At 44.2% G+C, this 25743-nt stretch carries 19 protein-coding genes and 3 tRNA genes; 4 read left to right on the top strand and 18 right to left on the bottom strand.

Annotated features, from left to right (window positions below; translation table 11 throughout):
- Positions 1–8: 8 nt before the first annotated feature.
- From CXF65_RS01420 to CXF65_RS01335, 16 genes are all read right to left on the bottom strand, one after another.
- On the bottom strand, positions 9–980 hold the full coding sequence (locus CXF65_RS01420) for a PilW family protein (RefSeq protein WP_227523176.1): 972 nt from the start codon (positions 978–980) through the stop codon (positions 9–11).
- 26 nt (positions 981–1006) lie between these two features.
- Entirely contained in the window at positions 1007–1573 is a 567-nt protein-coding gene (gene pilV / locus CXF65_RS01415) for a type IV pilus modification protein PilV (RefSeq protein ID WP_101210762.1), read from the bottom strand.
- Positions 1573–2079 carry a GspH/FimT family pseudopilin gene (locus CXF65_RS01410; protein ID WP_227523175.1) on the bottom strand — a complete coding sequence of 169 codons (507 nt, stop codon included), beginning with the start codon at positions 2077–2079 and terminating at the stop codon, positions 1573–1575. The genes pilV and CXF65_RS01410 overlap by 1 nt, the downstream gene beginning before the upstream one ends.
- 304 nt (positions 2080–2383) lie before the next feature.
- A complete protein-coding gene (locus tag CXF65_RS01405; protein ID WP_198551940.1) occupies positions 2384–3187 on the bottom strand; it encodes a ComF family protein in 804 nt (267 codons plus the stop codon).
- A 42-nt stretch (positions 3188–3229) separates the two neighbouring features.
- Complete coding sequence (locus CXF65_RS01400) at positions 3230–4675, bottom strand: phospholipase A (protein ID WP_101210761.1); 1446 nt, start codon at positions 4673–4675, stop codon at positions 3230–3232.
- A 663-nt stretch (positions 4676–5338) separates the two neighbouring features.
- Positions 5339–7549, bottom strand: a complete 2211-nt coding sequence (locus tag CXF65_RS01390) for a protein-disulfide reductase DsbD domain-containing protein (protein WP_101210759.1) — start codon at positions 7547–7549, stop codon at positions 5339–5341.
- Between the two features lie 128 nt (positions 7550–7677).
- Positions 7678–8247: a protein-disulfide reductase DsbD N-terminal domain-containing protein gene (locus CXF65_RS01385; protein ID WP_101210758.1), complete on the bottom strand. Its 570-nt coding sequence runs from the start codon at positions 8245–8247 to the stop codon at positions 7678–7680.
- A gap of 396 nt (positions 8248–8643) precedes the next feature.
- A complete protein-coding gene (gene gspG / locus CXF65_RS01380; protein WP_101210757.1) occupies positions 8644–9183 on the bottom strand; it encodes a type II secretion system major pseudopilin GspG in 540 nt (179 codons plus the stop codon).
- Positions 9184–10070: 887 nt separating this feature from the next.
- Positions 10071–11273 (bottom strand): type II secretion system inner membrane protein GspF, encoded by a 1203-nt coding sequence (gene gspF / locus CXF65_RS01375; protein WP_101210756.1) that lies wholly within the window; start codon positions 11271–11273, stop codon positions 10071–10073.
- Between the two features lie 109 nt (positions 11274–11382).
- Positions 11383–12462: a hypothetical protein gene (locus CXF65_RS01370; RefSeq protein WP_025651741.1), complete on the bottom strand. Its 1080-nt coding sequence runs from the start codon at positions 12460–12462 to the stop codon at positions 11383–11385.
- Between the two features lie 301 nt (positions 12463–12763).
- A complete protein-coding gene (locus CXF65_RS01365) occupies positions 12764–13699 on the bottom strand; it encodes a helix-turn-helix domain-containing protein (RefSeq protein WP_101210755.1) in 936 nt (311 codons plus the stop codon).
- Positions 13700–14511: 812 nt separating this feature from the next.
- Positions 14512–14587 (bottom strand) — tRNA-His (locus tag CXF65_RS01355).
- 39 nt (positions 14588–14626) lie between these two features.
- Positions 14627–14703 (bottom strand) — tRNA-Arg (locus CXF65_RS01350).
- Positions 14704–14811: 108 nt separating this feature from the next.
- Positions 14812–14888, bottom strand: a tRNA-Pro gene (locus CXF65_RS01345).
- Positions 14889–15113: 225 nt separating this feature from the next.
- Entirely contained in the window at positions 15114–16679 is a 1566-nt protein-coding gene (locus CXF65_RS01340; RefSeq protein ID WP_227523174.1) for an McrC family protein, read from the bottom strand.
- 15 nt (positions 16680–16694) lie between these two features.
- Entirely contained in the window at positions 16695–18179 is a 1485-nt protein-coding gene (locus CXF65_RS01335) for an McrB family protein (RefSeq protein WP_101210753.1), read from the bottom strand.
- A 353-nt stretch (positions 18180–18532) separates the two neighbouring features.
- Here CXF65_RS01335 and CXF65_RS01330 point away from each other — a divergent pair, with 353 nt between their 5' ends.
- Together CXF65_RS01330 and CXF65_RS01325 are read left to right on the top strand one after the other, a co-directional pair.
- Positions 18533–19246, top strand: a complete 714-nt coding sequence (locus tag CXF65_RS01330; protein WP_025651745.1) for a DUF4442 domain-containing protein — start codon at positions 18533–18535, stop codon at positions 19244–19246.
- A gap of 202 nt (positions 19247–19448) precedes the next feature.
- Positions 19449–19937 (top strand): RidA family protein, encoded by a 489-nt coding sequence (locus tag CXF65_RS01325; RefSeq protein WP_101210752.1) that lies wholly within the window; start codon positions 19449–19451, stop codon positions 19935–19937.
- 105 nt (positions 19938–20042) lie between these two features.
- On the opposite strand, the gene gspE is transcribed toward CXF65_RS01325, so the two are convergent.
- Positions 20043–21581 carry a type II secretion system ATPase GspE gene (gspE, locus tag CXF65_RS01320; RefSeq protein ID WP_037025520.1) on the bottom strand — a complete coding sequence of 513 codons (1539 nt, stop codon included), beginning with the start codon at positions 21579–21581 and terminating at the stop codon, positions 20043–20045.
- 396 nt (positions 21582–21977) lie between these two features.
- On the opposite strand from gspE, the gene CXF65_RS01315 reads away from it, so the two are divergent.
- A complete protein-coding gene (locus tag CXF65_RS01315; RefSeq protein WP_101210751.1) occupies positions 21978–22799 on the top strand; it encodes a thiazole synthase in 822 nt (273 codons plus the stop codon).
- A 318-nt stretch (positions 22800–23117) separates the two neighbouring features.
- Positions 23118–24509: a WS/DGAT/MGAT family O-acyltransferase gene (locus CXF65_RS01310; RefSeq protein ID WP_101210750.1), complete on the top strand. Its 1392-nt coding sequence runs from the start codon at positions 23118–23120 to the stop codon at positions 24507–24509.
- A gap of 189 nt (positions 24510–24698) precedes the next feature.
- On the opposite strand, the gene CXF65_RS01305 is transcribed toward CXF65_RS01310, so the two are convergent.
- Entirely contained in the window at positions 24699–25526 is an 828-nt protein-coding gene (locus CXF65_RS01305) for an inositol monophosphatase family protein (protein ID WP_025651750.1), read from the bottom strand.
- Positions 25527–25743: the final 217 nt, after the last annotated feature.

Raw genomic sequence — 25743 nt, 5'->3', positions numbered from 1 at the left:
CCAATAGGCTATAGGCTAGTATTTATATTTACGACACGAGCGTTACGTAACAATGTAGTAGTCTCATACGTGCTACGGACTTTCTTTTTACTACTGCTATCTGTTTTCAGTTTATTATTTGCAGGCAACTGTCCTAACAGGGCAAATTCCGACTGCTCAGCACTCCCTATAATGGGTGTACTGCCATGCACAATTAAGCCAATCTTGACAGAGGTAATGACTGGCTTATCAGTCGTTATCGCTAAGTAGGCACTACTCGGTAGATATATAAGCTGTCCTGCATTAGTCCCAGTTGTGTACTGTGCCCCTAATAACACCTTAAACTGATCAACGTTTACGATAAACTCTTGACCTGCTTGACCAAAATTTTTGGAATCAGATGAAGGTGTGAAAGTAGCTATATCACCAGTTTTATTTGCGCGTCCGGCATCACAGGCTAAGACTAGGTCCTTAATAGCGGTAGTGCTGGTGTTACTTGTTGCCAGACGTACAAAATAGCGCTCAATAACGATATCATTGACAGCAGCAGTTGCCCCTTCACAATCTATCATTGGAGCGCCTGTTATATTGGTATATTGAATTGTCAGCTGATCACTATTGGTATTGGTATTTGATATACCTGTCCACCCGTTCGTACCGACAGCTGTATCGCCTGCTCGTCTGGTCAAATACCCTGTATTGGGATAAGGAGTCGGTGCATTCGGAACGCCAATATTCAGACCCGTTAAAACAATACCGCCATTAGGAGTGGTGCCATCAATTCTAGTAGTTGGATTACCAAGATTTGCTAAGCGAATACTTTTTTCTAATTGTTGTAAGCCGAACACACTAGCGTCCTGTAACTCACTACCGCTGGCCTGAATACTGCTTGTCTTCACATTGATCAGGTATACTTGGATAACGGCTGCAGATACGATTAAACCAAGTACTAAAGAAATCATTAGCTCTATTAACGTAAAGCCTACTTGATGATCATTCATATACCTGCTTTGATAATTATATGACATCAGTAAGCCTCCATAATAAAGCACTCAGCACCATTCTTATAACTGCCATTTGCCTTGGCACAGGCCTTAGCTTCAGTATCACTTAATTCAACTGTAGTGTCTCCCCAACTTGCCACAAAGCATTGAAGTTCTTGATTGCCAGATGTACCAGGACAACCGTTTGGTACCATACCAATATTAATGTCATTAGCACTTGCATATGACTTTAGTAATAACGCATCACGCGTCGCTAATTGTTTGATATTACAACTGGCTCCAGCCGTAGGTGCAGTATTAGCGCTTGTTATACAACTATTTTTGGTTATGGTTTTGCTATCGACACTGATACTGTCTGAAGTACCGTTTATCGCTGCCTTAAAAGCAGCAATACCGCTAGGATTCGTACGCATCGTCTCTGCGCCGCCTCGCATAATAGCTAATGATCGAGTGCGCATCAGACTTTCATCTGTCGCCTTAATCGCTGACATTTGCATGGCACTAAAACCTAACACAGCCACAGCTAGCAGCAGTAATGCAACCATCACTTCTATTAGTCCTACGCCTGCCTGTGTAGATTCAATCTTCATTAACAGCTCCCAGCATTTACAACATTCACATTAGCAATGTTAGTAAGACTTATTTGTTTAGGCGTCTCGCTATTAGAGCCGCTATCACAGACGGTATATACTACTGTGGCATTATTGGCTATTTTCTTATTAGGTTGAAAAACAATACTGGTTACTGTAGATGGAGTAATTGTTTGAGTAACAGTACTTTTAGCGCTAAGATTATAGGTAGATATATCTTCACTACCAGCTTGCAACTTTATTGTTTTAGGTGTGCTAGTACTCGTGTATATAACAGTTATATTTTGACGACGGAGTATACTCTCAACCTTTGCTTCCTTTAACGCATTAGCAAGAGTAGCTGTAGTCGACTTTACGCGCTGATTGGCTAGTTGGGTACTAATACTAGGCGCTGCTATACCGACAATAATGGCAAGCACAGCAATCGTTACCATCAGCTCAATCAGGGTAAATCCTGAGCTGGTCATTCGCAATTGGTAGGGTAAAGTTTTCGCAGATGCGTTCACATCAAATCCTATTTATGGCTGTGTGCAGCTCTAATTTCTTAAAGGCAATAAATACCTAATTTTTATAGTAATGAAGCCGGTATAGCTCGCCTCATGTTTTTGATTATCTATAAGGCTTCTATACAATATTGCACTGCAATTTTTATTCCATTTAAATTGATAAATGGTGTTGTAGTAACGGTTATGTTAAAAAATACAGAGAAATAACAAATTTAGCTAAGGTATATTCATAATATAGCGGTAAGGTAACACATTAGCAACATAATAGTAGATACCAATAGAACAGTAGATTGGTGGCAATCTATCACTGATTACCGTGCGCTAATGCATAGGCAAAAAGATGATATCCATGGGAGGGTTGATGCTGATCAAGCGGTGCAGCGCCGAATGAGCTGTGCAGTGTACGTCCTAATGCTTGCAAACTAGCACCAGTGGTGGCGACATCATCGAATAAAATTAAGCGCTTAACGGGTGGCTTGTCGGTTAATGCAAAAGCGTTGTCTAAATTACTCAAGCGTTCGGCACGGCTCAGTCCTTGCTGGCTGATAGTGTTATCAATACGCTGTACCCCGTGCCACAGTGGTATCTGCCAATGCTTAGACAAATGCGCTGATAGAATACTAACGGGATCAAAGCCGCGTTTGACCAAGCGTTGAGCGGTGGTCGGCATAGCGACAATCACACTGTTATCATGATGACAGCCGTGCGGGCGTGGCAGCTGCCGCAGAGCGTGTAGCAGTAATGGCAGCTTGGTCATGTCCTCAGAATGCTTAAAAGCACGAATCGCTTGGCGCATGGGATAATCGTAATAAGTCGCGGCTTGAATAGAGAGCGTATTGCCAGCGGCAATGTCTATCTGAAAGGGCTTGGGCAACCAGCTTATACTCTGATGACAATGCGAACAGAGCAGACCGTGGTTTAAACGTTTATCAAAAAAATGACGCAAATTGGCAATCAGTGCATGATTGCTAGGCAAAGAATCAGAGAAGGAATTGGGTGTATTTGCTGAGTACTGAGAGGTGCTGCGATGAACGCGGCATAACTGGCAGCGTATACTGAGATACTCTGCCAGCCATAGTCCGGTTTGATAAGGGGCTAGGTGCTGCATACTTTGGCGCTGCATGCTTTATGGTCAGGATAAGTATTGATACTAAAAACCCTTCCAATCGTTAAGCACGATACCAAAGCCAATCGAGGTGTTTTCATGGTTATAATCGATAATAGATTCGCCATAGCCTTGGAACAGCTGCACAAAGCCATTGACGTTTTCTGATAATGGATAGGTATAGTCGATTTGTGCGGCCCCTTTATTAGTGCTTGGGTTATAACGTAAAGTACCGCTTAGGCTCTGCTGATTGGCCAAATCATATAAAAATTTGACATCGCCATAGCCCATATAATCTTCGATATCTGGGTTGTCTTCACTACTGTCATCTTCGTTATTCACGCGAGCCCATAGACGCGGTATGACCGACAATTTACCCCACTCTGCGCCTGCCATCAGATAAGCACGGTTCCATGAGCGTGATAACGGATCTCCCTGTCCATTAGAATGGTGAATAGCGCCTACCCCTAACATGCGTAAACGACCACCAAAAGGCAAGTCTGCTGTCACAGGTTGGGTCAAAAATATTTCAGGCTGATAATCAGTGGCGCGGAATTCTCGTGAGTTATCCTCATTATAGACCTGCCAGTGCGACTCTTGGGTATAACCAAACCATAAATCTGCACTGGTATCAAATAAATCTTGAGCCACTTTCGTCTTCAAAGACAACTGAAACTTCAGCTCGGTCTCGCGTATGTCGTTCGAAGAGAAAGACTCTGTTTCTTGAGACGGCGTCCCTGGGTTTAAGTTGGGATCAAAGGTATAAAATAGCGGCAACACGTAGGTTGGTCGGTACGGTCTGACCGTCCAAGTACCACGTTCGCTGTTTTTATCAAGGTCATAGGCTAAGCTTAGCGGCGTATATTTTTCAATATCGCTTTGCGTGACACCAATGTTTTCTAAGACTTTTGCTTCTCTTTGCGTCAAGCCAACCGTATCTAAACTTTCAGTAGAATCTGATTGATTGGTCAGTAGACCAGTATCTGTCTTGTTGGTCTGTACAATATTAGTCGTATTCTCTTCAGCAAAGACAACTTGCGGATTACCGGAAATAGTCGTTTTAAATGTTTTTGCCAAATCTAGCGGTTGTTTGGTATTTATGTAGCTCGGCGTTTCGCCTTGCTCAGCAACCTTATCGAAGCAAGCAAGACGGGCAGCACTGGTCTGTACTTGCGTACATTCAAAAAACAATCCCGCCTGCTTGGCGACGAAGTCCTTATCCGACAGCTTACTGCGATCAAGCAGTTTATTAGGGGTTTTTAAACGCTCAGAAACCACTTGCTGAGCATTGTCGTTTTCATAATTGTCACTTTCATACTCAACCGCGGCGTCTGCTACAGGTATCTCATTATAAACTTGACCGTTATTCGCCGCTTGTACTTGCAGAGCCGTACAACTTAAAGCAATGCCCATAGCGATGCTGAGCTGAGTCTTTGACCCTATAACCATGGTGCGCCGAGTATGATGCTGGGGTGTAAGATAGGCAAACATATATGTCCTTTGTCATGGTTGGCATTGATGCCAGCAGATTATCTAATGCAGATGGCATCAATAACAGGTAAGCTAAAGTTGGTAGAAAAAGATATTGATATATTATTGGAAATAATTAGGACGTGTGGCTCACAACCCTTCTTAGTAAAAATTGGTCACAGCGTTATTGCTTCAATATTGTTGCGTTATTGTAATAAAATTATCTTCATTATACTAGCGTTATCAGAACTTAATCTAGTACATGTTCAATTAATAACACCTTAATAACTATAATTATATTTTTGCTGCTACCAAATAATTCACACCATCATTGCTCAGATTATTATTCACCTTGTCCCTATCGGCTCAGGAATACAGCAACGCGCTCTTTGTTCGTGCAAGTGTGCTTTGCTATCCGTTATTTATTCAAGAGAAACACCAATTATTAGTCATAAGAAACCGGATTATAAGCGATAAAAAAGCCAGCATCTTTCTCAACCGGTTAGGCCGAGGGAGATGCTGGCTTTTCGCTTGTTTTTAGTTATATAGTCAGTGAAAAATAATATCGAACCATCACGCATAACTGATATCCATTTTTTTGCTTGCTGTGCCTGCGCAGACAGAGGCGACAAAAAATGGATATCAGCAGCCCCGTCGCGTTTTTAGGATATTTTGACTAGGGCGTTAGAGTGAGTTGGTATTATTCAACTCTGTTAAGGTTTGCTCAAACTCTTGGCGACCGATTTCACCGACTTGCTTATTTACCAATTGACCGTTTTGATAATACAACAGCGTCGGCGGACCAAACAATTGATAACGCGCCAAGATAGCTTTTGAATCATCCGTAGTTTCTGTGATATCTAAGCGCACCAATTGCCAATCTTGCATTTGCATAGGACGATTGTGGAATAGGTTTTTATCCATAATGCGGCACTCAATACACCATTCGGCGGTCACATCGACAATGACTTTGGGATTAGCCGCAGTAATTACATCTAGCTCTGCAAGGGTAGTAATGCGTACATCATTAGCATTACGACTGGCGTTATTCACTCCTGTCGTCTGACTTGTCGTTTGCCCCATCATAGGTGAGCTTAATGAAGCCAAAGGGTGTAGACTGTCATCATTTCCCAATGCTGCCCCGATAACCAGCGTCGTCGCCCAAATACCCGCAATCAAAGCCAATGCTTGGGTCAGCATACGACCCTTACCCATCCAGCTCCACGCCCATGTCGCCACGACCATAAACCATAACGCCCAAACCAGTAGCATCACTGGTGAGATGAAGACGCGCTCAATCAATAATAGCGCCACAGCGAATAATAATAAGGCAAAACCTAGCTTAACCCAATTCATCCACTCACCAGCTTTTGGCATGATTTTGCCCTGCGTCGCGCCAATTAAGATAAGCGGTGCCGACAGACCAAAGCCCAGCATAAATAACGCAGCGAACCCTAACAGTGGGCTACCGATGGTCGAGACCGCTAGTAACGCCCCAAATAACGGTGCAGACACGCAAGGCGATACCACCAAGGCTGATAAGAAACCAGCCACCAAGCTGCCGCCCGTACTGCCCAACTTACTATCACCGGCTTGGCTCAAGCCTTGCATCTTACTGCTAATGGCACGCGGTAAACGAATCGTAAAAACGCCGAGCATATATAGTGCCAGCAGCACAAATACAATGGCGAAGCTGATTAGAATAACGGGGTTTTGTAGCCAGCCAATGATACCTAGTGACTCGCCAAAGACGGCAATGACCGCGCCCAAAATACCGTAAGCAATAGACACGCCTATCGCATAGCTGGTGGTTAAGATTACGCCTTTTTTGACCGTTGGGTTTTTCTGCCGAGCGACGATGTTAGCAACAATGGGCAGCATCGGTAATACGCAAGGCGTCAATGCTAAGCCCAAACCTGCTAAAAATAACAAGCCTAATGCCAACCAAGGATGGGTCGACAAACCAAAGGGGTCGCTTTCTTCTAAGCCATTGGCAACCACATTTTTGCTATCAATATTAGTGACATTGTTATTGTTATTGTTATTATCGAGCGCTCCATTATTGCTGGCTATCCCGCCTACGACGCTGGTATCCGCGCCAGAGAGGGTGTTAATAGCTGTGATTTCGCTGTCTAAAGTACCTTCATCCATCAAGGCATAGTCAATAACCTCGTCATCTACCAGCGACCGCTCGGCTTCAGAGGGTACAGCATTCGCCTTATTTGCCTGAGCTGTTACGGGCAATGTGGTTGCAATGGCAGCCTTGCTATTATTTTGGCTGGCTGGATTATTAGCGTTCTTAGCAGTACCGGCAGCGGACTGTTGTAAGGCCACAATATTAACGGTCGTTTTAATCTTTTCAGGCGGATAACATAGACCGGCTTTAGCACAGCCCTGCCAGCCAATCGTCACAGCGGCGTCACTGATACTCTGACCATTACTGCTGGTTAATATCGTCGTCGCGACCATATTGGCTTGGTCAAAGACAGCTACTTTGCCATAGGTAGGATCGTCAATTGCAACCGGTGATTGGCTAAATTTGAATGGTGCGGCACTCACGCCAGCTGGTAAATTTAGCTTGATTTGATCTCTATAAACATAATGCTCAGGCGTAATATCAAAGTTAATCGCTAAGCGCGTGCCTGATGTTGTGCCTTTACTGCTGCTAGTGACTTGAAAGGCTTGATCAACCGGCAAAAACTTCGACTGTTCAGCGCTTTTATCGCTACTAAAAAGGTCGCTAAGCCCAGCCGCTTGTACCGTCATCGAGGTCGCTGTCATACTAGCAAGCAGCGAGCCACTAGCGATAGCAAATGCCAATAGATGGTTTTTGGCAGCAGACGTTTTGGCGGCAGACGTTGATGATGATTCTGTTATTGACGTCTTTTTAGACATTAAGAACTACCTTTTTATAGCGAATGTTGGGGCAGACTGGCTTTTTGAGTAAGCGGCTTAACTACTCAACTAAGGCGCATCATCAATGAACACATAGACTAATTGACGACACGCCCTAGCGTTAAATGCTATTTACGTGGCGTAGCGATATTAACCGTGGTTTTAATTTTTTCTGGTGGATAGCACAAGCCAGCTTTAGCGCAGCCTTGCCAACCAATAATCACTGGTACATTCTTGGCACCTTTACCGTTATTAGTGGTCAACGTAGTAGTCGCCACTACGTTTTTTTGGGTAAATACAGGTACCTTACCAAAAGTAGGATCATCAATTGAGACGGGCGATTGACTAAAGGTAAATGGTGTCGCGCTCACGCCCTTAGGAAAATTCAAGGTAAGCTTGTCTTTATAGACATAATGACCGGGCGTAATCTCAAAAGCGATCGATAGGCGCGTACCGTTGCTGGTTGCTTTGCCGCTACTGACGACTTGAAAGGCCTGATCGACTGGCAGAAACTTCGACTTCGCAGCACTGTTTTGATTACCAAATAAATCACTCAAACTAGCCGCTTGCGCCGTCACTGAAGTCGCCATTAGGCCCGTAAATAGCGTACTGGCCGCTAAAACAAAAGACAATAAGTAAGACTTTTTCGCACTGGCTTTGCTTGCTACTACTGTAGTGGCTGGCGTAAAAATGATCATGAGTGGCTACCTTTGATTACAACTGTCGATGTTTGGGGTCTGTTGAACATTCAAATATTAGGACTGCCAATGCCACATTTGAATGTTCAACAAACCCTAATAGTGTGCTCATTATATGCCAAACACCTAACGCTACGATTAATGCTCTTAAAGCTAAATGTAGAGACGCACCTATATTGAGTGAAAAGTAATATCAATACATCACTCACTGCTGACATCAATATTGCTTGCTGTGCCTGCGCAGACAAAGCCTACAAAAAATTGATATCAGCAATACCGTCGCGTTTTTAGGATATTTTGACTGTAGAACAAAGCATCTGCTCTATGAATAAAAAATATCAACCAATAACACCTTATTGATTGATATGCAGCACTCATTAATAGCGTCAAATGATTCTATAGCTTGGCATAAATATCCGCATCTTGACCTTCGCCGCCCTGCTGACCGTCTGCCCCTAACGAAAACAAGTCATAAGGGCGACCTTCGTTACCGGGTGCAACATATTGCATCTCGTTTTCCCAACCATCAGTCGGATAGCCACCTTTAATATAGCCACCGTCAGGATAGTTTTTGGCATCGGCAGGCGGAGTAGTAAGAGCATCTAGACCTTGCGCGGTGGTCGGATAGCGCGAGTTATCCACCTTATACATATCCAAAGCATTTGAGACGGTCGCTAATGCGGTCTCAGTGGTTTTAACGCGGGCTTTATCACTTTGCCCGACCACTTTTGGCACAACTAAACCAGCCAAAATCGCCAAGATTACAATGACGACCATGATTTCAATAAGGGTGAACCCTGACTGCTGATACGCCTTTGACGGACGGCGCTGCTCCGACAATGGCGTCTTATCATTAATTGTATCTGAATAATTATTGGCTTGGCTTTTCGCAGGTTGTGGCATTGTCTTTATTTGAATATTGTCAATCATAGTCATCGCTTTTATCATCGCTTTTAGTATCAAGATAGTATAAACCGTAAAATGGTGGTCAAGTCGTATTGATTAATTTTAAGACGATTATCACTATAGACCATGATTTTATTTTTATCCAGCTCTGCAAGTAGATTATCAATATAGACGTTGCTAATTTACCGTAAGAGACAGTGACAAGTTTTAAGCAGTATTAAAAAACAGCGACAAATTTAAGACAAATTTTAGTTAGCATTAAAAGACATGATATCTGCTTAGATGTGACTTATTGAATATGACTGTTAAATGTCACTTACTATAGCCTAATGCCTAATGTCTAATGTCTAATGTCTAATGTCTAATGTTACAAAAGCAGAGACGGCAGCGCTTCAACAATAGGCAACAGTAAGTAAATCTTAAGAAAGCTGGCGTAAGTTTTAGAAAGATATTAGGGCGTGTCCTCATTTTAAAAATGGTGATAAAAATGAGGTAAATTGCAGTCAAACAAGGAAAATAGTGCAGACAATATCGAGATATTACCTAGCTATTTGACGACGTTTGGCAAGATTTAACAATTTTTAGCCCATTTAGATTACTATCGGTTGAATTGAGGACACGCCCTAGGGTCTGTTAAACATTCAAATGTGGTACTGGCAGTGGCTATTTTTTAGACAATACGCAGTGAAATTTTTGACGCCTAGTCGTTCTAGGTTAGACAATTTCGCCATGTATTGGCAAAAAATAGCCCTGCCCCTGCTTGTATACTTGGGGCTGATACTAAAATCACCTCAAACGTTGTTGTAAACCTAGCTAAGGTCTCGACATTATCGTCGGTTTACGCCTGATTTGATAAAAGGTTTAGGGCAACTTTAGGGATCAGCAGTCCCAATATTTGAATGTTTAACAGACCCTAGCTAGCCCGCCAAATCATTCATATTCACAATCGGTAGCATGACTGCCATCACAATAATCATCACTATCACGCCCATGAAAACCAACATCAAAGGCTCAAGTAATGATAGCAAGGTACTGATAAAGTTGGTGGCTTCCGCTTCTTGCATGTTGGCCGCACGGCTGAGCATATTTTCAAGCTCGCCTGAGTTCTCGCCACTTTTGATCATCTGTACCATCATCGGCGGAAAGTATGAGGATTTTTCTAATTGACTGGATAAGCTTGAGCCTTCTGTCACTCTATCGGCAGCAGTGATAATGGTTTTTTGAATATGTAAGTTGGTCGCAACGGCTGCGCCAATATGCAGCGCCTCAATCAGTGGTACGCCTGAGCGCACCAATATCGCAAGAGTACTGGCAAAACGCGCGGCATTAAGCCCCTTCGATAGCCGCGCCAATATCGGCAGTCTTAGCACGATACTATCTATCGTCAGCTTACCTGCTTGCGTCTGGGCAAAGCGATAAAATAAGAAAGCCGTTCCTGATAATACTAGCAGCATGAGCCACCACCACTGGGTAATGAGGTTCGATAGGCTAAGTACAATTTGGGTAATCAGCGGTAGCGCCTGCTCTGACTGCTCAAATACTTTGACAATTTTAGGCACGACGAAGCTCATCAAGCCCATGATGACCCCGACCGCCATGACCATCAGTACAATCGGATAGACCATCGCCCCTTGGATTTTCTTTTGTAGCGCAAAGCGGTTTTCGGTGTAATCAGCCAACTGATTCAGGATCAAATCTAAGTGACCTGACTTCTCCCCCGCTGCAATGGTAGCAATATATAGCGGTGGAAAACTGGCCGCTTGTTGCAAGGCACGCGCGAGGCTTAGACCCTCTAACACGTGTGAGCGCACGGCGAGCATCAAGGATTTGATATGGGTTTTTGGGGATTGTTTAGCAACAGCAGCCAGCGTTTCCTCTAAAGGAATACCAGCCGCGAGTAATACTGATAGTTGACGGGTGAGCAATGCCAACTCATAAGCCGACGGTTTTTTATAACGGCTTTTATGTTGGCTTTGTCGGTCATTGACCGCACTGACTTCAACGGGCGTCCACTGCTTATCACGCAGCTGCTGGCGTACTTGCCGCGCAGAATCGCCTTCGAGTAAGCCTTTTTGGACACCGCCGTGGTCGTCGAGCGCTTTATAATGATAAGCGGGCATAGCAGCGGATATCCTAAGGTAGTCAAAAAAAGGTTGAATCAGTGCTTGAACAATAAATTTCTTAGATAATGGCTTGCTTCGATAACGGATTACTTAGATGAAAAGTAACTTAAAAGAGTGGCGTCGAGTCATTACTATCAGGCATTAGCCCTTGCAATAATAAAACATCGAGATGCTGTTGCTGCAATTTTTTATCAAAATCATTCACTTCAGCGATCAACATTCTCTCGATACGTTTGTCACTGGCAAAAACACTGAGCCGCGCGCAAATAACTGCCAATTGATAAATGCGCTTTTTACAATAACCGTCTAAGCCTTGTAGCAGACGCACCATATGCGGGGTCTCAAGACTGGCATAATCATAATCGGCAACGACCTCTTGCCCGAGCGCTGTCACGCTATAGCTAATAGACAGATGCGCGCAAAAATAACAACTGAATAAATAGCCGACCACATGGCCAATATAGTAACTGCGATCATAGGTAAAACTACTGACCCCAAAGTGACCAAGAACGTAACTATTGAGACTGGCTTGATCTAAGATAGGCTTGTCATGTTTAAGCTTACCAACCGTCGCGAGACGTAGCGGATTATGACCATCCTGAGTGGTCAGTTGCCAACCCGCTGGCTGCTGAGCCGGCATATGACGCACGATATCCGCGATAATATCGTCGACCACATGCAGCTGCTGCCAAAGGCGCTCAATGGCATCAGTATCCATTAGACCGCGCTTATCAAGCTGCTGGGCAAGCAGATATTGTTGATATTCGGCGAATTGTGCTTTTAGCGTTTGTACTAGATAAGTGGGACGCGTGGCGGTAGAAGCCATATATAGTAGTCGTGTGCGCTCGTGCTGGGCGCGATAGAGTGCCACACGCTGCGCAGCAGTATTGGTTTCGCTAGCAGCCTTTTTTTCGGTCTCTGCGCTTTCTGTCCTTGTGCTTTCAGTCTCTGGATTTTCAATTGCTATATTGTCGTTCCTAACCTCTTCTGAAGCGGGTAAGGTAAATAACGCGAGCAGCGCCGCTTTATCAGGCAAAGTCTCTTCACTATTTTTTGGCTTATCTTCTGACAGAGGCTGATTGTTTTCGACATCGTCTTTATTAATACTGCTATTATTTTCGATAGACGTAGAGATGCCTTGTTGGCTATTGGATTTTGTCGTTGGTTTTGCGGTCGGTTCAGTCATAACACACCATCAGCTTCAAAAATAAACATCGCTTGGCGCGCCACATATCAATGCCAAACAGTAAAATATAACGCGCTAAAAACAAGTGGTCGCACTTAGGCAACTCATGACTCCATAGTACCTGAACCTAAACACATTGTCAGCTGTACCGCAGCAAAATAGCCTCAATCAAATAACGCCATTTAAGTTTGCTTGTTGAACAACAATACTGAATAACCAAGTAGGCATAAGACAAAAAAAACGTTAAGGTCGAATCGTTAACCTTAACGCTTTGTCTTAACAATCAACACATTGCAAGATACTAAGCCAATAGCTGTCTTTGGTACTGCTGACGATAGGCTTTTGGCGATACCCCATAGACGCGCTTAAAAGCTTGGCTAAAGGTCGAGTCCGACGCATAACCGACCAGCTCACTAATACGGCTGATACTGTTTTGCTGCAAGCGCAAATAACGGGCTGCTAGGCGCAAGCGATAATCGATTAGATAGGTCAATGGTGGCATACCAATGGTGTCTTTAAAACGCTGCGCAAAGCTGGAACGCGACATTCCAGCGACTTCCGCAAGCGTCAAAATCGTCCAGTTTTTGCTCGGTTCATCGTGCATCGCTGCTAGCGCTTTGGTCAAAAACGGATCTTTCATTGCCTTTAGCCAATTGTCTGTGACCTCGGGGATGCTTTCGATATAAACGCGCAAACACTCAATCATCATAATACTCGCCCAATGGTTGATCACCGCCGTTTTGCCCATACGCTCATGCTTAGACTCTAAGGTTAACAGCTTAATCTCTACATCAATAACCTCAAATCGCCCATCGGTGTCATTATTAATCTCAGGCAATATCGGTGGCAATACCGATAATAAAGGACGAACCATCTCTTTGTCGTATTTGCACTCAATCAGTATCAAAGACGACTTCGCATCGCCATTGCTGGTGAGATCAAGCGTATTATCTTTGCAGTTAGTGAGCAGCTCATCCAACGGCTTGGCATCATCACCATGATGATTCAGCGCATAACTGACGTGTTGATAGGCATTGGGAACCATGATGATGTCGCCAGCATGTGCCTCTCGTAAGCCGTTGCCCACATCGATACAAAAGCTGCCTGACATCACCAAATAAAACAGAATAGTGTCTTTTCTGGTAAGCGAATACGACCAGTTACCAGCACCATTTAAACGATAGTATTTTGTCTCAAACAAATGCACATTTTGTAGCAATACACTCAGTGCGTCCATCAATAACTTCCTCAATAATCTATGGCAGTTGAACCTAACCCTGCAAAATAAACCACCTAAGAGATATTACACAAGAAAAATCACTTATTGTGGACTGCGATTAAAGTTATACGTACGCTAAACACATATCGAACGCTAATTTTTAACAATACGATTTTTTATAGCCTCTGTAAAGAACGCTAATATTGGCAACATTGACAGCGCTTAATGACTGTAAATAACTCTAAATGAGCCAAATCCTCGTAATGACCCCCACATTATCATGCGAAACTCTTAATTAACGATTTATATTTACTTAATAATTAATATTTTACCCCAAAAGCAGTAGGGAGTTATAACTAAATAAAAGTTAAGCCCTAATCAAAACTAACTGTACTCATAAAATATCCTAAAAACGCGACGCTATTGCTGATATCAACTTTTTGTAATCTTTGTCTGCGCAGGCACAGCAAGCAAGCAAGGAAAATAGATATCAGCAGTGCGTAATGGTTTGATATTATTTTTCACTCACTGTAGCGCTCATAAAACACTGGTAAGAAATTTAGCGCCTAACAAGTCCGTTGGCAACTAAAGAAGCCAACAGTGCGTGCGTAAAAAACAAGGAACAAAATAAGATTGTCTAACCGGCAAAAAACAGTCAGAGCAGTGGAAAAAATTGAAGAGATAGAAGGAATAAAATGCAAAGGTAGAAAGTACAGAGATAGGAAGTTCAGATATAAAAAGCACAAATATAAAAAACGCAGACGAAAAAAAATGCCAACGAGGGCAATTAGTGGGTATAAAAGTTATGTAGAAAATTATACTAAATAAAATGGGGCGACTGATGGGACTCGAACCCACGACAACCGAGATCACAACCCGGGGCTCTACCAACTGAGCTACAACCGCCATAACTATTGCCAAGGAAGGCAAGATTTGCAGGCTAAATGGTGCGCCTGGCAGGATTCGAACCTGCGGCCACCTCCTTAGAAGGGAGATGCTCTATCCAGCTGAGCTACAGGCGCTCTTAGAGGACTTTTATACATCTTGATTTGTTTATAATAGCAAAAACTTATAGCATCAAAACAATATCATTATACATAAAAAAAAGCCTGTAAGGCTCTTAAAATAGATGGTCGGAGTGATAGGATTCGAACCTACGACCCTCTGGTCCCAAACCAGATGCGCTACCAAACTGCGCCACACTCCGAAATTTTCTATTATCACGATAGTTAAGTTGATTAATTGGTTATTGGCAATGCCGCTAACTGCTTAATGTTCCTCGCTATCGAGGTGCACATATTAAGGGGTAAAGGTGATTGTGTCAACACCTATTTTCGAATATTTTATAAATTAGCCAAATTATATTAAAATTATCTTGGAGAGCCATTTTTCGGTGGGAATGTTTGCTTATGAACCGAAGTAATTACAGCGTCTATAACTCTTGTGGTAGTTCACCATTCAGCGTGCCACTCAGCACATCAAAAGGCATAAGCCACAGCTTTGCAGAATTTGAGTTGTGGCTATTAGCGTCACCACTTCCATGAATCTGTTGTCTGAGCGCTACAGGTTGTCTGACGTTACCTTGTACAGAATAGACCAACCACACCTGCCCTGCTTGATACGCTTGCGCATAGCTGGTCAACTGATAGGCATCGCTGGCACTGAGCGCACCTGAATGGCTCAGATGCTTCCACTTTATATCGATTACATGGCTGTAGTTACGCGTCTCTTTTGCGCTAGCCATGCTCTGGTTATCGTCATAGGGATGTTTTCTAGCATTTTTCTCCTCACGAATATCATCATTTGGGGTCTGATAAATAAGTAAATCCGGACGGATAGACAGGCACGTCTGTCCTTCTGCATCATTTAGCCACACGCTTTGTGCTTGATGCAGTGCCTGATAATTTTTATTTAGTTGCTCAAACATCGAGGCGATACGTAGGCTTGCCCATTGCTCAAAAGCTTGATTCATATCCATCAATAGACACAAGCGTGGTCGCGATAGAGGTTGAGAGGATAGGCTGGCAGCGATACCGTTGCCGGTTTGTATATCTGAGCGCTGCAATAGCCAGTAAGCCAACTCTAACAATTGCTGCGCGGCCTGTGCTTGTAGCTGACTCAACGGTTGTAGTGCTAGCTGGCGCTTTGCTTGCTGATATACCGACTCTAGGCGCTGCCGCTCATGGTAATTAAGCGCCCGCACTTGTTGCCAGAGCTGTATGGACTTGGGTGGCATGGCTGTTTGCAGGAGCGGTGCCAGCCATACCAGCGCGCTTTTAATCAAACGATTGCTCAGCATGTCTTGACTGAGCACGCTGCGCTCACAGACAAACTTATGCGGTTGTACACTATTGCGGCGCAGTTGCTCTTTGATAAGTAGCCGACCTTGTAGCGTTGCCTGATTATCCACCTGAGCTTGGTAATGCTGGGTCGGTTGATAATGCGCCAAGCGCTGTAAAAACTGGCGAGCGAGCCAATCTGATAGCGATGGTGCAGCTAACGGCAGCGGTGTTACCTGCGAGTTAAATTGACCCAAGCTTTTTGTATTGGCTGATTTACCGTTACGTTGATTACTGCTATTGATCAAATCAGACAGCATGTTTTGTACCCATTGACGGATTTGTCCAATATCGCTATCGCTGTTTTGATGGGGCTCAAAGGACTGCTGCTGCGGGCGACTGGTAGATGCTGAGGCAATTAATTTGGGTAATATCTCAAGCGTCATACCGCTCGGTAACAATACGATACCGATATAATGCCCGACCTTGAGTTGCCATTGTCCCTGTTTTCGTTTAATAGTAAATACAGCAAACTCTTGCGCCATCAACCAATGAAAGTCAGACGCTTGCCAGAAATCGTGCGCCATTAAGCGTTGATGCTCAAATACCGTCATAATATTAGCATCGAGCGCTTTTATTCTGGCGCTATTAGCAATATCGATACTGTTAGCGTTGCTACCTATCGCTTTACTCTCAGACTGTATTACTCTACTCGTCACTAGCTAGCAACCTTATCAATATAAACGCTGGTAGACGGATAGAGTGGCGAACTCGCCTGTTCTTTCGATAAGATCGGCATTAATCCGATAGCTACCAGTGTTAATCGATTGTCCTAAAAAGGCATTATGACCGTTAAATAATGGATTGGGTCGCACGTCATTCGTTTGATGATTTATCTCGTCATCCACATGATCACTAATCTGCGCTTGGCTATCTTGAATGAACTGTGCCTTCATCGGCTGCGGCTCATCTCTAAACACATACTGCAAAATAGCCACTTGCCCGCCAGCCGCTTGCGCCAATTGCGGAATAATTTGCTCCACCAATACAGTTTGTAGCTGCGCCAAACTCTTTACGTTGAACAAAAACGCATGACCCAATTGCGCCTCCGCCCCCAATGCTTGGGTTATGCGCTTGTTTAAACCTGTGAGTAATTTGGCCAAATCTATAACTCCTGCTGTTTGCGTATCTTCTAGGCTTTGCTTGGCGTTGCCAAAAGCGCTGATAATGGGTAACAGTTCGGGCTTAGGCGGACAATCAATGAAACGAAAGCGCCGACGCAAAGCCATGTCTAGTGGCGCTAAAGAATGGTCTTGGGTATTCATCGTGGCGTAGATATCGACATTGGCTGGCACACTAAACGCACGACCAGAATAGGCCAAATTTACGCTCATAGCGTTTGCCATACCAGCGCGCTTATCAGCTTCAATCAGGCTCAGTAGCTCACCAAATACCCGTGAGACGTTGGCTCGGTTGATCTCATCAATCAGCATGGCATAACGCCGTTTTGGGTCACGCGCAGCACGCTGACAAAGCTTGAGGAACGCCCCATCTTGAATGGCATAGCTCATCTGTGCTTGACTATTACCCGTCTCAGAACGGTGACTGACATGACCAGAAGCTGCCATAACGGGTCGAATACCTTCAACAAACTCTTCATAACCATAGGCTTGGTGAAAACTGACCATACTAAAACGCTGCTCGCTAAAAGCTTGGTATTGGCTTGCGGTATTGTCACGCTGCGCTTGCTGAAACTCTGCCAATTGCTGCGCTAAGTTGCTTAATAAATCCATACTTTCGGGTAGCAAGTACCAAGCGCCGCTATTGTCTTTATCAAAGTAAGCTTGGCTAGCACGGTTTTTATACGTCACGGTTTTTGAGCTGCTAGGACTGTGCATTTGCAGCACCGACCATGCCGTATTACTTAAGTTCTTCTCACGCGCATTTTGGGCAGCTTTGGCAACGAAAAATTCATGACTGACAATCTCAGGTACTTTTATAAGATCTTGTTTTTCAGAGTGAAAATCTAAAAATATCAAACATACCACATCACGCCAGCTTAACGTTTGTAATAGCTGTGCCAGCAAATCAGCATCGTTCGCTCTCGGTAAATAGTCGGTATATTGCTGAGCAATTTGGAGCAATTGGTAGGTTTTACCAGTACCAGCGACGCCGGTATAAATGATATTGGTTGGCTCATGAATAGACATCTCAGGCATAACTTCTTCCGGCAATCACAATGGAAATAAAAAATGATAAATAACGCGTGCTAAAATACCACTATCAAGTCATGGTTATTTTGCACTCAACATCGCTAGCCACTTAATCTAGCAAATAACTTCGTCTAAAAATATCTTATGATCTCTCATAACGCCCAATCAATGCTAATGCTATGGTTACGTTACTGCCATTTAATAAGCGCAGCAGTTCATGCTAATAATAGTAGCCACATCTAGGTTGAGGTACCATAGTCGCCATAGCGGCTACGATAACATGCACTACATTTGAAACTATAATGAACAATGTATCATGCTAGAAATTTTACTTAACCCATCTAAAGAAGGATTTTTGTATGTCAGGATTATTAAAAAAACTCCCTAGCAAGCTGAGCAATAAATTGCCAGCTACCGTATCTGACAGCACAAAATCGCCAGTCGAAAAGCCCAAGAGCACCCTAAAGCCTGTGAACAATCAATTTACCAAACTCTTATCAGTGACAAAATATTTACCCGCTGGTGCACGCTCTACTATTTTATCCAAAGCGTTTGGCAAGGTTGTACCTTATGTCGGCACAACGGGCGTCTATTATGAAACGGTCGACCCCAACCAAGTCGTGGTCAGCTTAAATAATAGCAAAGCGGTGCAAAACCATATCGGCTCTATCCACGCCGTTGCCATTACCCTACTGGCTGAAACCGCGACTGGCTTTATTTTAGGTCTAAACCTACCTTCTGACCGCGTATTATTGATTAAATCGTATTCGGTGAATTTCTATCGCCCAATCAAAAAAGGTCAAGTGGCTGCAGTGGCGACCTTGTCTGATGAGCAACGCTTGGACATTTTGAACACGCCAAAAGGTGAAATGGTTATTCCTTGCGTGATTCATGACCGCGAGTCTGATAGTGAGCGTGACCCTATCGTCGTTGAAATGCTCTGGGCTTGGGTGCCAAAATCAGAGTTAGAAGCACGCCGTCAAGGACAAAATAATAAGTCCAAATTCGAGACTGAGACTGCTGCAACAGACGGCGTTACAACCGAAAACGATGATAAAATCGAAAGCAAATGATAACGTAATAACAGACATAACAACGACTGCGCTATTAACGACTTTTTTTATAGCGCACTTTTAATCCATAAACTTATACCATTCACACACAAAAATGAAAGTAGCGAGTAAAACGGCTGAAAGTACTACTTACCGTAGACTAAACGCGTTTGACAAGGCTAATCATAATTTTTAGGTTTGGTATTATAATAAGGAGACAGCGATGTCCACATATACTCATAAACTTACTGCCAATTTATCCAAGGCGCTCTTAGTGGCTGCGTGCTCATTAGGATTTGCCGTTAGCGCCAATGCAGCACCCGCAACCAATAACTCAACCATGACTAAATCTAGCCCTGTCTTTTTGGGTGATGGCGGCAACTATCCATTTTCAGAAGCGGTACGCGTCGACGACACTTTATACATGTCTGGGCAAATCGGTTTTAAAGATGGCAAATTGGTCAAAGGCGGTATCAAAGCCGAAACCAAACAAGCCTTAGATAATATCAATGAAACCTTGTTAAAATACGGCTATCAAAAGTCAGACATCGTCAAATGTATGGCGATGCTGACCGACATGGACGATTTTGATGATTTTAATAAAGTCTATAAAGCTGAATTGGCTAAGCCCTACCCTGTACGCTCCGCCTTTGGTGTTGCAGAGTTAGCGGCGGGTGCTAGCGTTGAAGTTGAATGCACTGCTGCAAAATAGTAGCGCTATTAAAAGTAAGCCAAACTGGCTTTTTTCGTTACACGGTTATTGAGTCAATTGACCTGACGTTGACTCAATAACCGTTCTGCTTTATACAATCACGCTTTATACAATCATATCGTCAGTGAGTGCGCTTTCTTTGGTCACTCGCAATACTTCTTCCAATGTTGTCCTTCCTGCGATAACTTTACGCAACCCATCAGCACGTATCGATGGTGTCTGCTGGCGGGCGTACTCTTCTAGCTCGTACTCCGCCGTATTGCTATGAATCATCCGCCGCAAAGTATCATCAACGGGAACGACTTCATATATCGCGGTACGCCCTTTAAAGCCTGAATTATTACATTTATCACAGCCAACGGGTTTGGGTAAGTTAATCGTCTGTGCTATTAAACTTTCAGCATGTAACCCTATACCAATTTCAGTAAATAATTTGGCTTGTTCGCTATCAGCAGGCTGCCACGTATGGCAATGCGTGCATAGCGTACGTACCAAACGCTGGGCGACCACACCGATGAGTGATGAGGATAATAAAAATGGCTCTACGCCCATATCTTGCAAGCGCGTCACCGCACCGATGGCGGTATTGGTATGCAAGGTTGATAATACCAAATGTCCTGTCAACGATGCCTGTACCGCAATCTCAGCGGTTTCTAAATCGCGAATCTCACCGACCATCACCACGTCTGGATCCTGACGCAACATCGCGCGCAGACTCTTGGCAAAGGTCATATCGACCTTATTATTGACTTGCGTCTGCCCAATACCATCGAGCTGAAACTCAATCGGATCTTCGGCGGTCAAGATATTACGAGTTTGGTCATTGAGATCCGTCAATGCTGAGTATAGCGTGGTGGTTTTACCCGAACCTGTCGGTCCTGTCACCAAAATAATGCCATGCGGACGATGAATCAAACGCTTTAGCTCGGTGTAGTCGTTATCAGACAGTCCCAAATAGGTCATGTTGAGGCGACCCGCTTGCTTGTCTAATAAACGCATGACCACGCGCTCACCAAAGCTCGATGGTAAGGTCGATACCCGCACATCTACTTCTCGCCCTGCTAAGCGCAAGCTGATACGCCCATCTTGCGGTACGCGCTTCTCCGCGATATCAAGCTTGGCCATGACTTTAATACGTGAGACCAATAATGGTGCCAACTGGCGTTTTGGGGTAATAATTTCTTTTAACTCGCCATCGACGCGAAAGCGCACGACCAGACGTTTTTCAAAGGTTTCAATATGGATATCTGAAGCGCTAAGGCGAATCGCTTCGGACAACAGCGCATTAATCAGCCGAATAATTGGCGCATCGTCTTGCTGATCCATCAAGTCTTCAGTCTCAGGCACGCTATCTGCTAAACTATCGAGATCGGGATGATCTTCAAGCCCAGCGGCGATGTGCTGTGATTCGCCCGTATTGCCTGCATAAGCGGCGTTCATACGTCTTTCAAAGTCATCGGCACTGATGCTCTCGTAAGTCGGCACACCGCGTATGCCTTGCTGCTGTAAAAAGCGCACCGCCTCATTAATCGCTGATAACGGCGTGGCTTTGGTCAGCACTAAAGTCGCTGGCAGCTCAGGATCAATAGCAAGAATGGCCAAGAGTTGATGGCGTTTGGCAAAACTGTACGGCAGTTGCATCATATAGACGACCTGATAAATAGATATAACGGCAGAAATAAAAGCCTTTTCATGCCTCAAAAAGGCATGGCGCACTTCATTAACTAAACCCAAAAAGACTGCAAGTAAGCGCGCATGAGTTTGTTATAATAGCATTTTGTTTTGGGCGAGTAGCATTTTATGTGGCTGGCGTATTTGCTGACCACTTTATACTCAATAAGACTATCATGTGATTTCTTATTTTGCTGACAATGCGTTACTATTAGTCAGTTAGTTAGTAATTACCAGTAGTCAGTAATTACCAGCGATGAGTTAACGGCTAATCAATAACTAGTGATTAACGCTCGCTTCTTTAACGCTCATATCATTAACGTTAATTTTTCTGTCAACCTTGCACGCTCGCTATTAGGATTTTCAGTTATGTCACAGGCTCCCACTACTACCAACCCTATACCACTTTCCCAAGACACCTTCACTGTCGGTAGCCGTACGTTTTCGTCGCGGCTGTTGGTCGGTACTGGCAAATATAAAGACATGACCGAGACAGGGGCTGCCATTGGCGCCTCAGAAGCAGAAATTGTCACGGTCGCCATTCGTCGCACCAATATCGGTCAGAATAGCGATGAGCCCAATTTGCTTGATGTAATCTCCCCTGATAAATACACTATTTTGCCCAATACTGCCGGCTGTTTTGACGCCGAAACTGCGGTACGGACTTGCAAGCTGGCTCGCGAATTATTGGGTGGACATAATCTGGTTAAGCTGGAAGTCTTGGGTGATGAAAAAACCCTTTATCCCAATATCATGGAAACCTTAAAAGCAGCAAAAGTACTGATTGATGATGGTTTTGAGGTCATGGTATATACCTCAGACGATCCAATTGTTGCACAAGAGCTTGAAAGCATGGGCTGCGTGGCAATTATGCCGCTTGGTAGCTTGATTGGCTCAGGTCTTGGTTTGCTCAATCGCCACACCCTTAGCCTCATTGTTGAAAATGCCAAAGTGCCAGTGCTAGTTGATGCTGGTGTCGGTACGGCTTCTGATGCCGCGATTGCCATGGAGCTGGGCTGCGATGGCGTATTGATGAACTCAGCGATTGCCAATGCCAAAGACCCCGTGATGATGGCTCATGCGATGAAACATGCTGTCTGGGCAGGACGTCAGGCTTTCTTAGCTGGTCGTATGCCGATGCGCAAAATGGCGACTGCCAGCTCGCCACAAACGGGCTATTTTTTCCAGTAGCTATTGACTGGCTGTCATCACTTTTTAATATATATTTTTGATGAAAAGCCAGTTATAAAATAATAAGATAGAGGCAATGTAATGTAATGCTACTCGGTGCGATGACACTGGAGCTATGATACTTTAAAAGCATTGTTTTAGTCGTCAGCCAAATAGCCACTTATTAATGACGGTCAGCCCACAGTAAAGGTCGATACAAAAAAACCAAGTGCAAGCGATACCCTCGTATGGTTTGCACTTGATTAACGCTGTAGCAGCTTTATAGTGGGTAGACTCCATAATTTTTACTGATAACTTATCGCCATAAAAGGATTTATTATGCGACTTCTCACCGCTGTTGACCAGTTGTTCTTACTTCTTGAGTCGCGTAAACAGCCCATGCACGTGGGGGGCTTGTTCTTATTTGAATTACCACAAGATGGACAAAATGCGAACGGTGACTTCGTCTACAAGCTGGTGCAGCAAATGCAAAATGCCACAGTACCACCGAGCTTTCCCTTTAACCAAGTGCTCGAAAGACTGCTGTTTTGGAAGGAAGATGATCAATTCGATGTCGAACATCACTTTCGTCATGTAGCGCTGCCCAACCCCGGACGTGTCCGTGAGCTGTTGATGTACATCTCCAAAGAGCATAGCCGATTGCTAGACCGCGCCATGCCATTGTGGGAATGTCACGTGATAGAGGGTATCTTGCCTGAGTCCGAGGGTAGCCCTGAACGTTTTGCGTTGTATTTCAAAATCCATCATTCGTTGGTCGATGGTGTTGCTGCCATGCGTCTGGTCGAAAAGTCCTTGTCGCAATCGCCGACTGAACCTGTCAGTTTGCCCATATGGTCGCTGATAGCGCGTCACCGTAAGTCAGTGGATAAGTTATTACCCGCTGGACGCTCAGTGCGCAGTATCGTAAAAGAGCAACTGTCTACCATCAAGCCGGTCTTTACCGAGCTGATCGATAACTTTAAGCATAACGGTGATGAAGATTACGTCGGCACCTTTGATGCGCCAATGAGTATTCTTAATCAGCGTATCTCAGCCTCGCGGCGCATTGCCGCTCAATCTTATGACATTCAGCGCTTTCGTACTATCGCTGATGCGTTTGAGGTTAACGTCAATGATGTGGTGCTCGCTGTTTGTTCGGGGGCATTACGTCGCTACTTGCTCTCTATGAATGCCCTGCCGACCAAGCCGTTAATTGCCTTCGTGCCCATGTCATTACGCTGTGATGAGAGCGCCTCAGGCAATCAAATCTCATTTTTGATGGCCAATTTGGGCACGCACTTAGACGACCCAGCCAAGCGTTTACAATTGATTTATAAGAGTGTGAATAGTGGTAAGCGTCGTTTTAGACGGATGAATAAAGCGCAAGTTATCAACTACAGCGCCATTGCCTATGCATGGGAAGGCATCAATGTGCTGACAGGTTTATTCCCAAGGAAGCAGGCATTTAACCTTATTATCTCTAATGTGCCGGGCTCCAAAAAGCCGCTATATTGGAATGGTGCACCGCTAAAAGCGCTATACCCAGCCTCAATCATCGTCGATGGTCAAGCGCTGAATATCACGCTTTCTAGCTATCAAGATAAAATTGAATTTTGTATCACTGCTTGTAGCAAACTGCTACCGCATCTGCAAGATATGCTAGGGTTGCTCGAAGATGAGCTGAGTTTATTAGAAGGTATTAGTGACGCCAAGACTGTAGCGGCCAGTTAATAAAGCGTTTAAGTAGTAAAACGTTTAAGCAGTAAAACATGACGCAATAAAAAAGCTGGCACCATTATGGTGCCAGCTTTTTTATTGCTAAAAACTCGAAGACTAGCCCTAGAACATGCACTAGCAAAACAGTATTAATTACTCATCATTTGAGCAATCTCATACCATCACTAGCTCGTCGTTAACTGACTAGACTGCGTCGCCCCATGTTGGGACAACCACCTGCATCAACGGCTTTAATAATTTGATGTTACAAGCAAAGATAGAGCCTGAGGTCATCGAGTTGTGAGCGCCTGTATGATCGACGACCACACCACGTGCTTCGGTCACGATAAGCTCACCGGCCGCAATATCCCAAGGCTTGATAGACATCTCAAAGTAGCCATCAAAACGACCAGCTGCTACATAACACAAATCAAGCGCAGCAGAGCCTAAACGGCGAATCTGGCCACCAGACTCCGAGATTTTTAGCAGGCTTTCAAAATGCTCTTTGGCATAAGAGACAACTTCACCATTGCGTTTGCGCTCAAGCGGATGACCAGTAGTAAATAAACCACCATCAATCGTTTTGCGCTCGCTCACTTGCATACGGCGATTGTTCAAGCGTGCGCCTTTACCACGGCTAGCAGAGAACATCTCATCACGGACAGGATCATAGACAACGCCATGTTGAGTCACGCCTTTATGCTGTACCGCGATAGACACACAAAACTGCGGCACGCCATGAACGAAGTTTTTGGTGCCATCTAGCGGATCGATAATCCAGCACCAGTCAGCATCTTCGCCGCGACCTTCTTGCATACCAAACTCTTCACCCAGGTACGAGTGATTTGGATAGCTGGCTTTTAGGGTTTCAATGGTCAGCTCTTCGCTAAAGCGATCAATACGCGTGACCAATCCATCAAGCCCTTTCGACTCGATATCTAATTCAATTTTGTGGCGGTTTTGATGCGCATATAAAATCTCTTTACCAACTTTTTCAGCAGTACGCGCTGCGATGACGACCATGGGTTCCATAAATAACCTATTTGCTTGATGAATGAATAAAACATTTACTTGATGAATAACTGTCAAAAATAATACTAAATCTGTGCTCACAACATACCAATCAGCCGCCGCATCACACGACTGCTATGCGATCAAAAAGACGTCGTTTTTAAAAATCCAGCCTTTAAAAACAATAACCGCATTATACTAAAATTGTTCGATAGAGACGAAAAAACCTTCACGTTCA

This window comes from Psychrobacter sp. Sarcosine-3u-12, assembly GCF_002836005.1.
GTDB classification, from domain to species: Bacteria; Pseudomonadota; Gammaproteobacteria; order Pseudomonadales; family Moraxellaceae; genus Psychrobacter; species Psychrobacter okhotskensis.
Note: the sequence above shows the minus strand (reverse complement) of the source record. Positions and strands in the feature narration are given on the sequence as shown.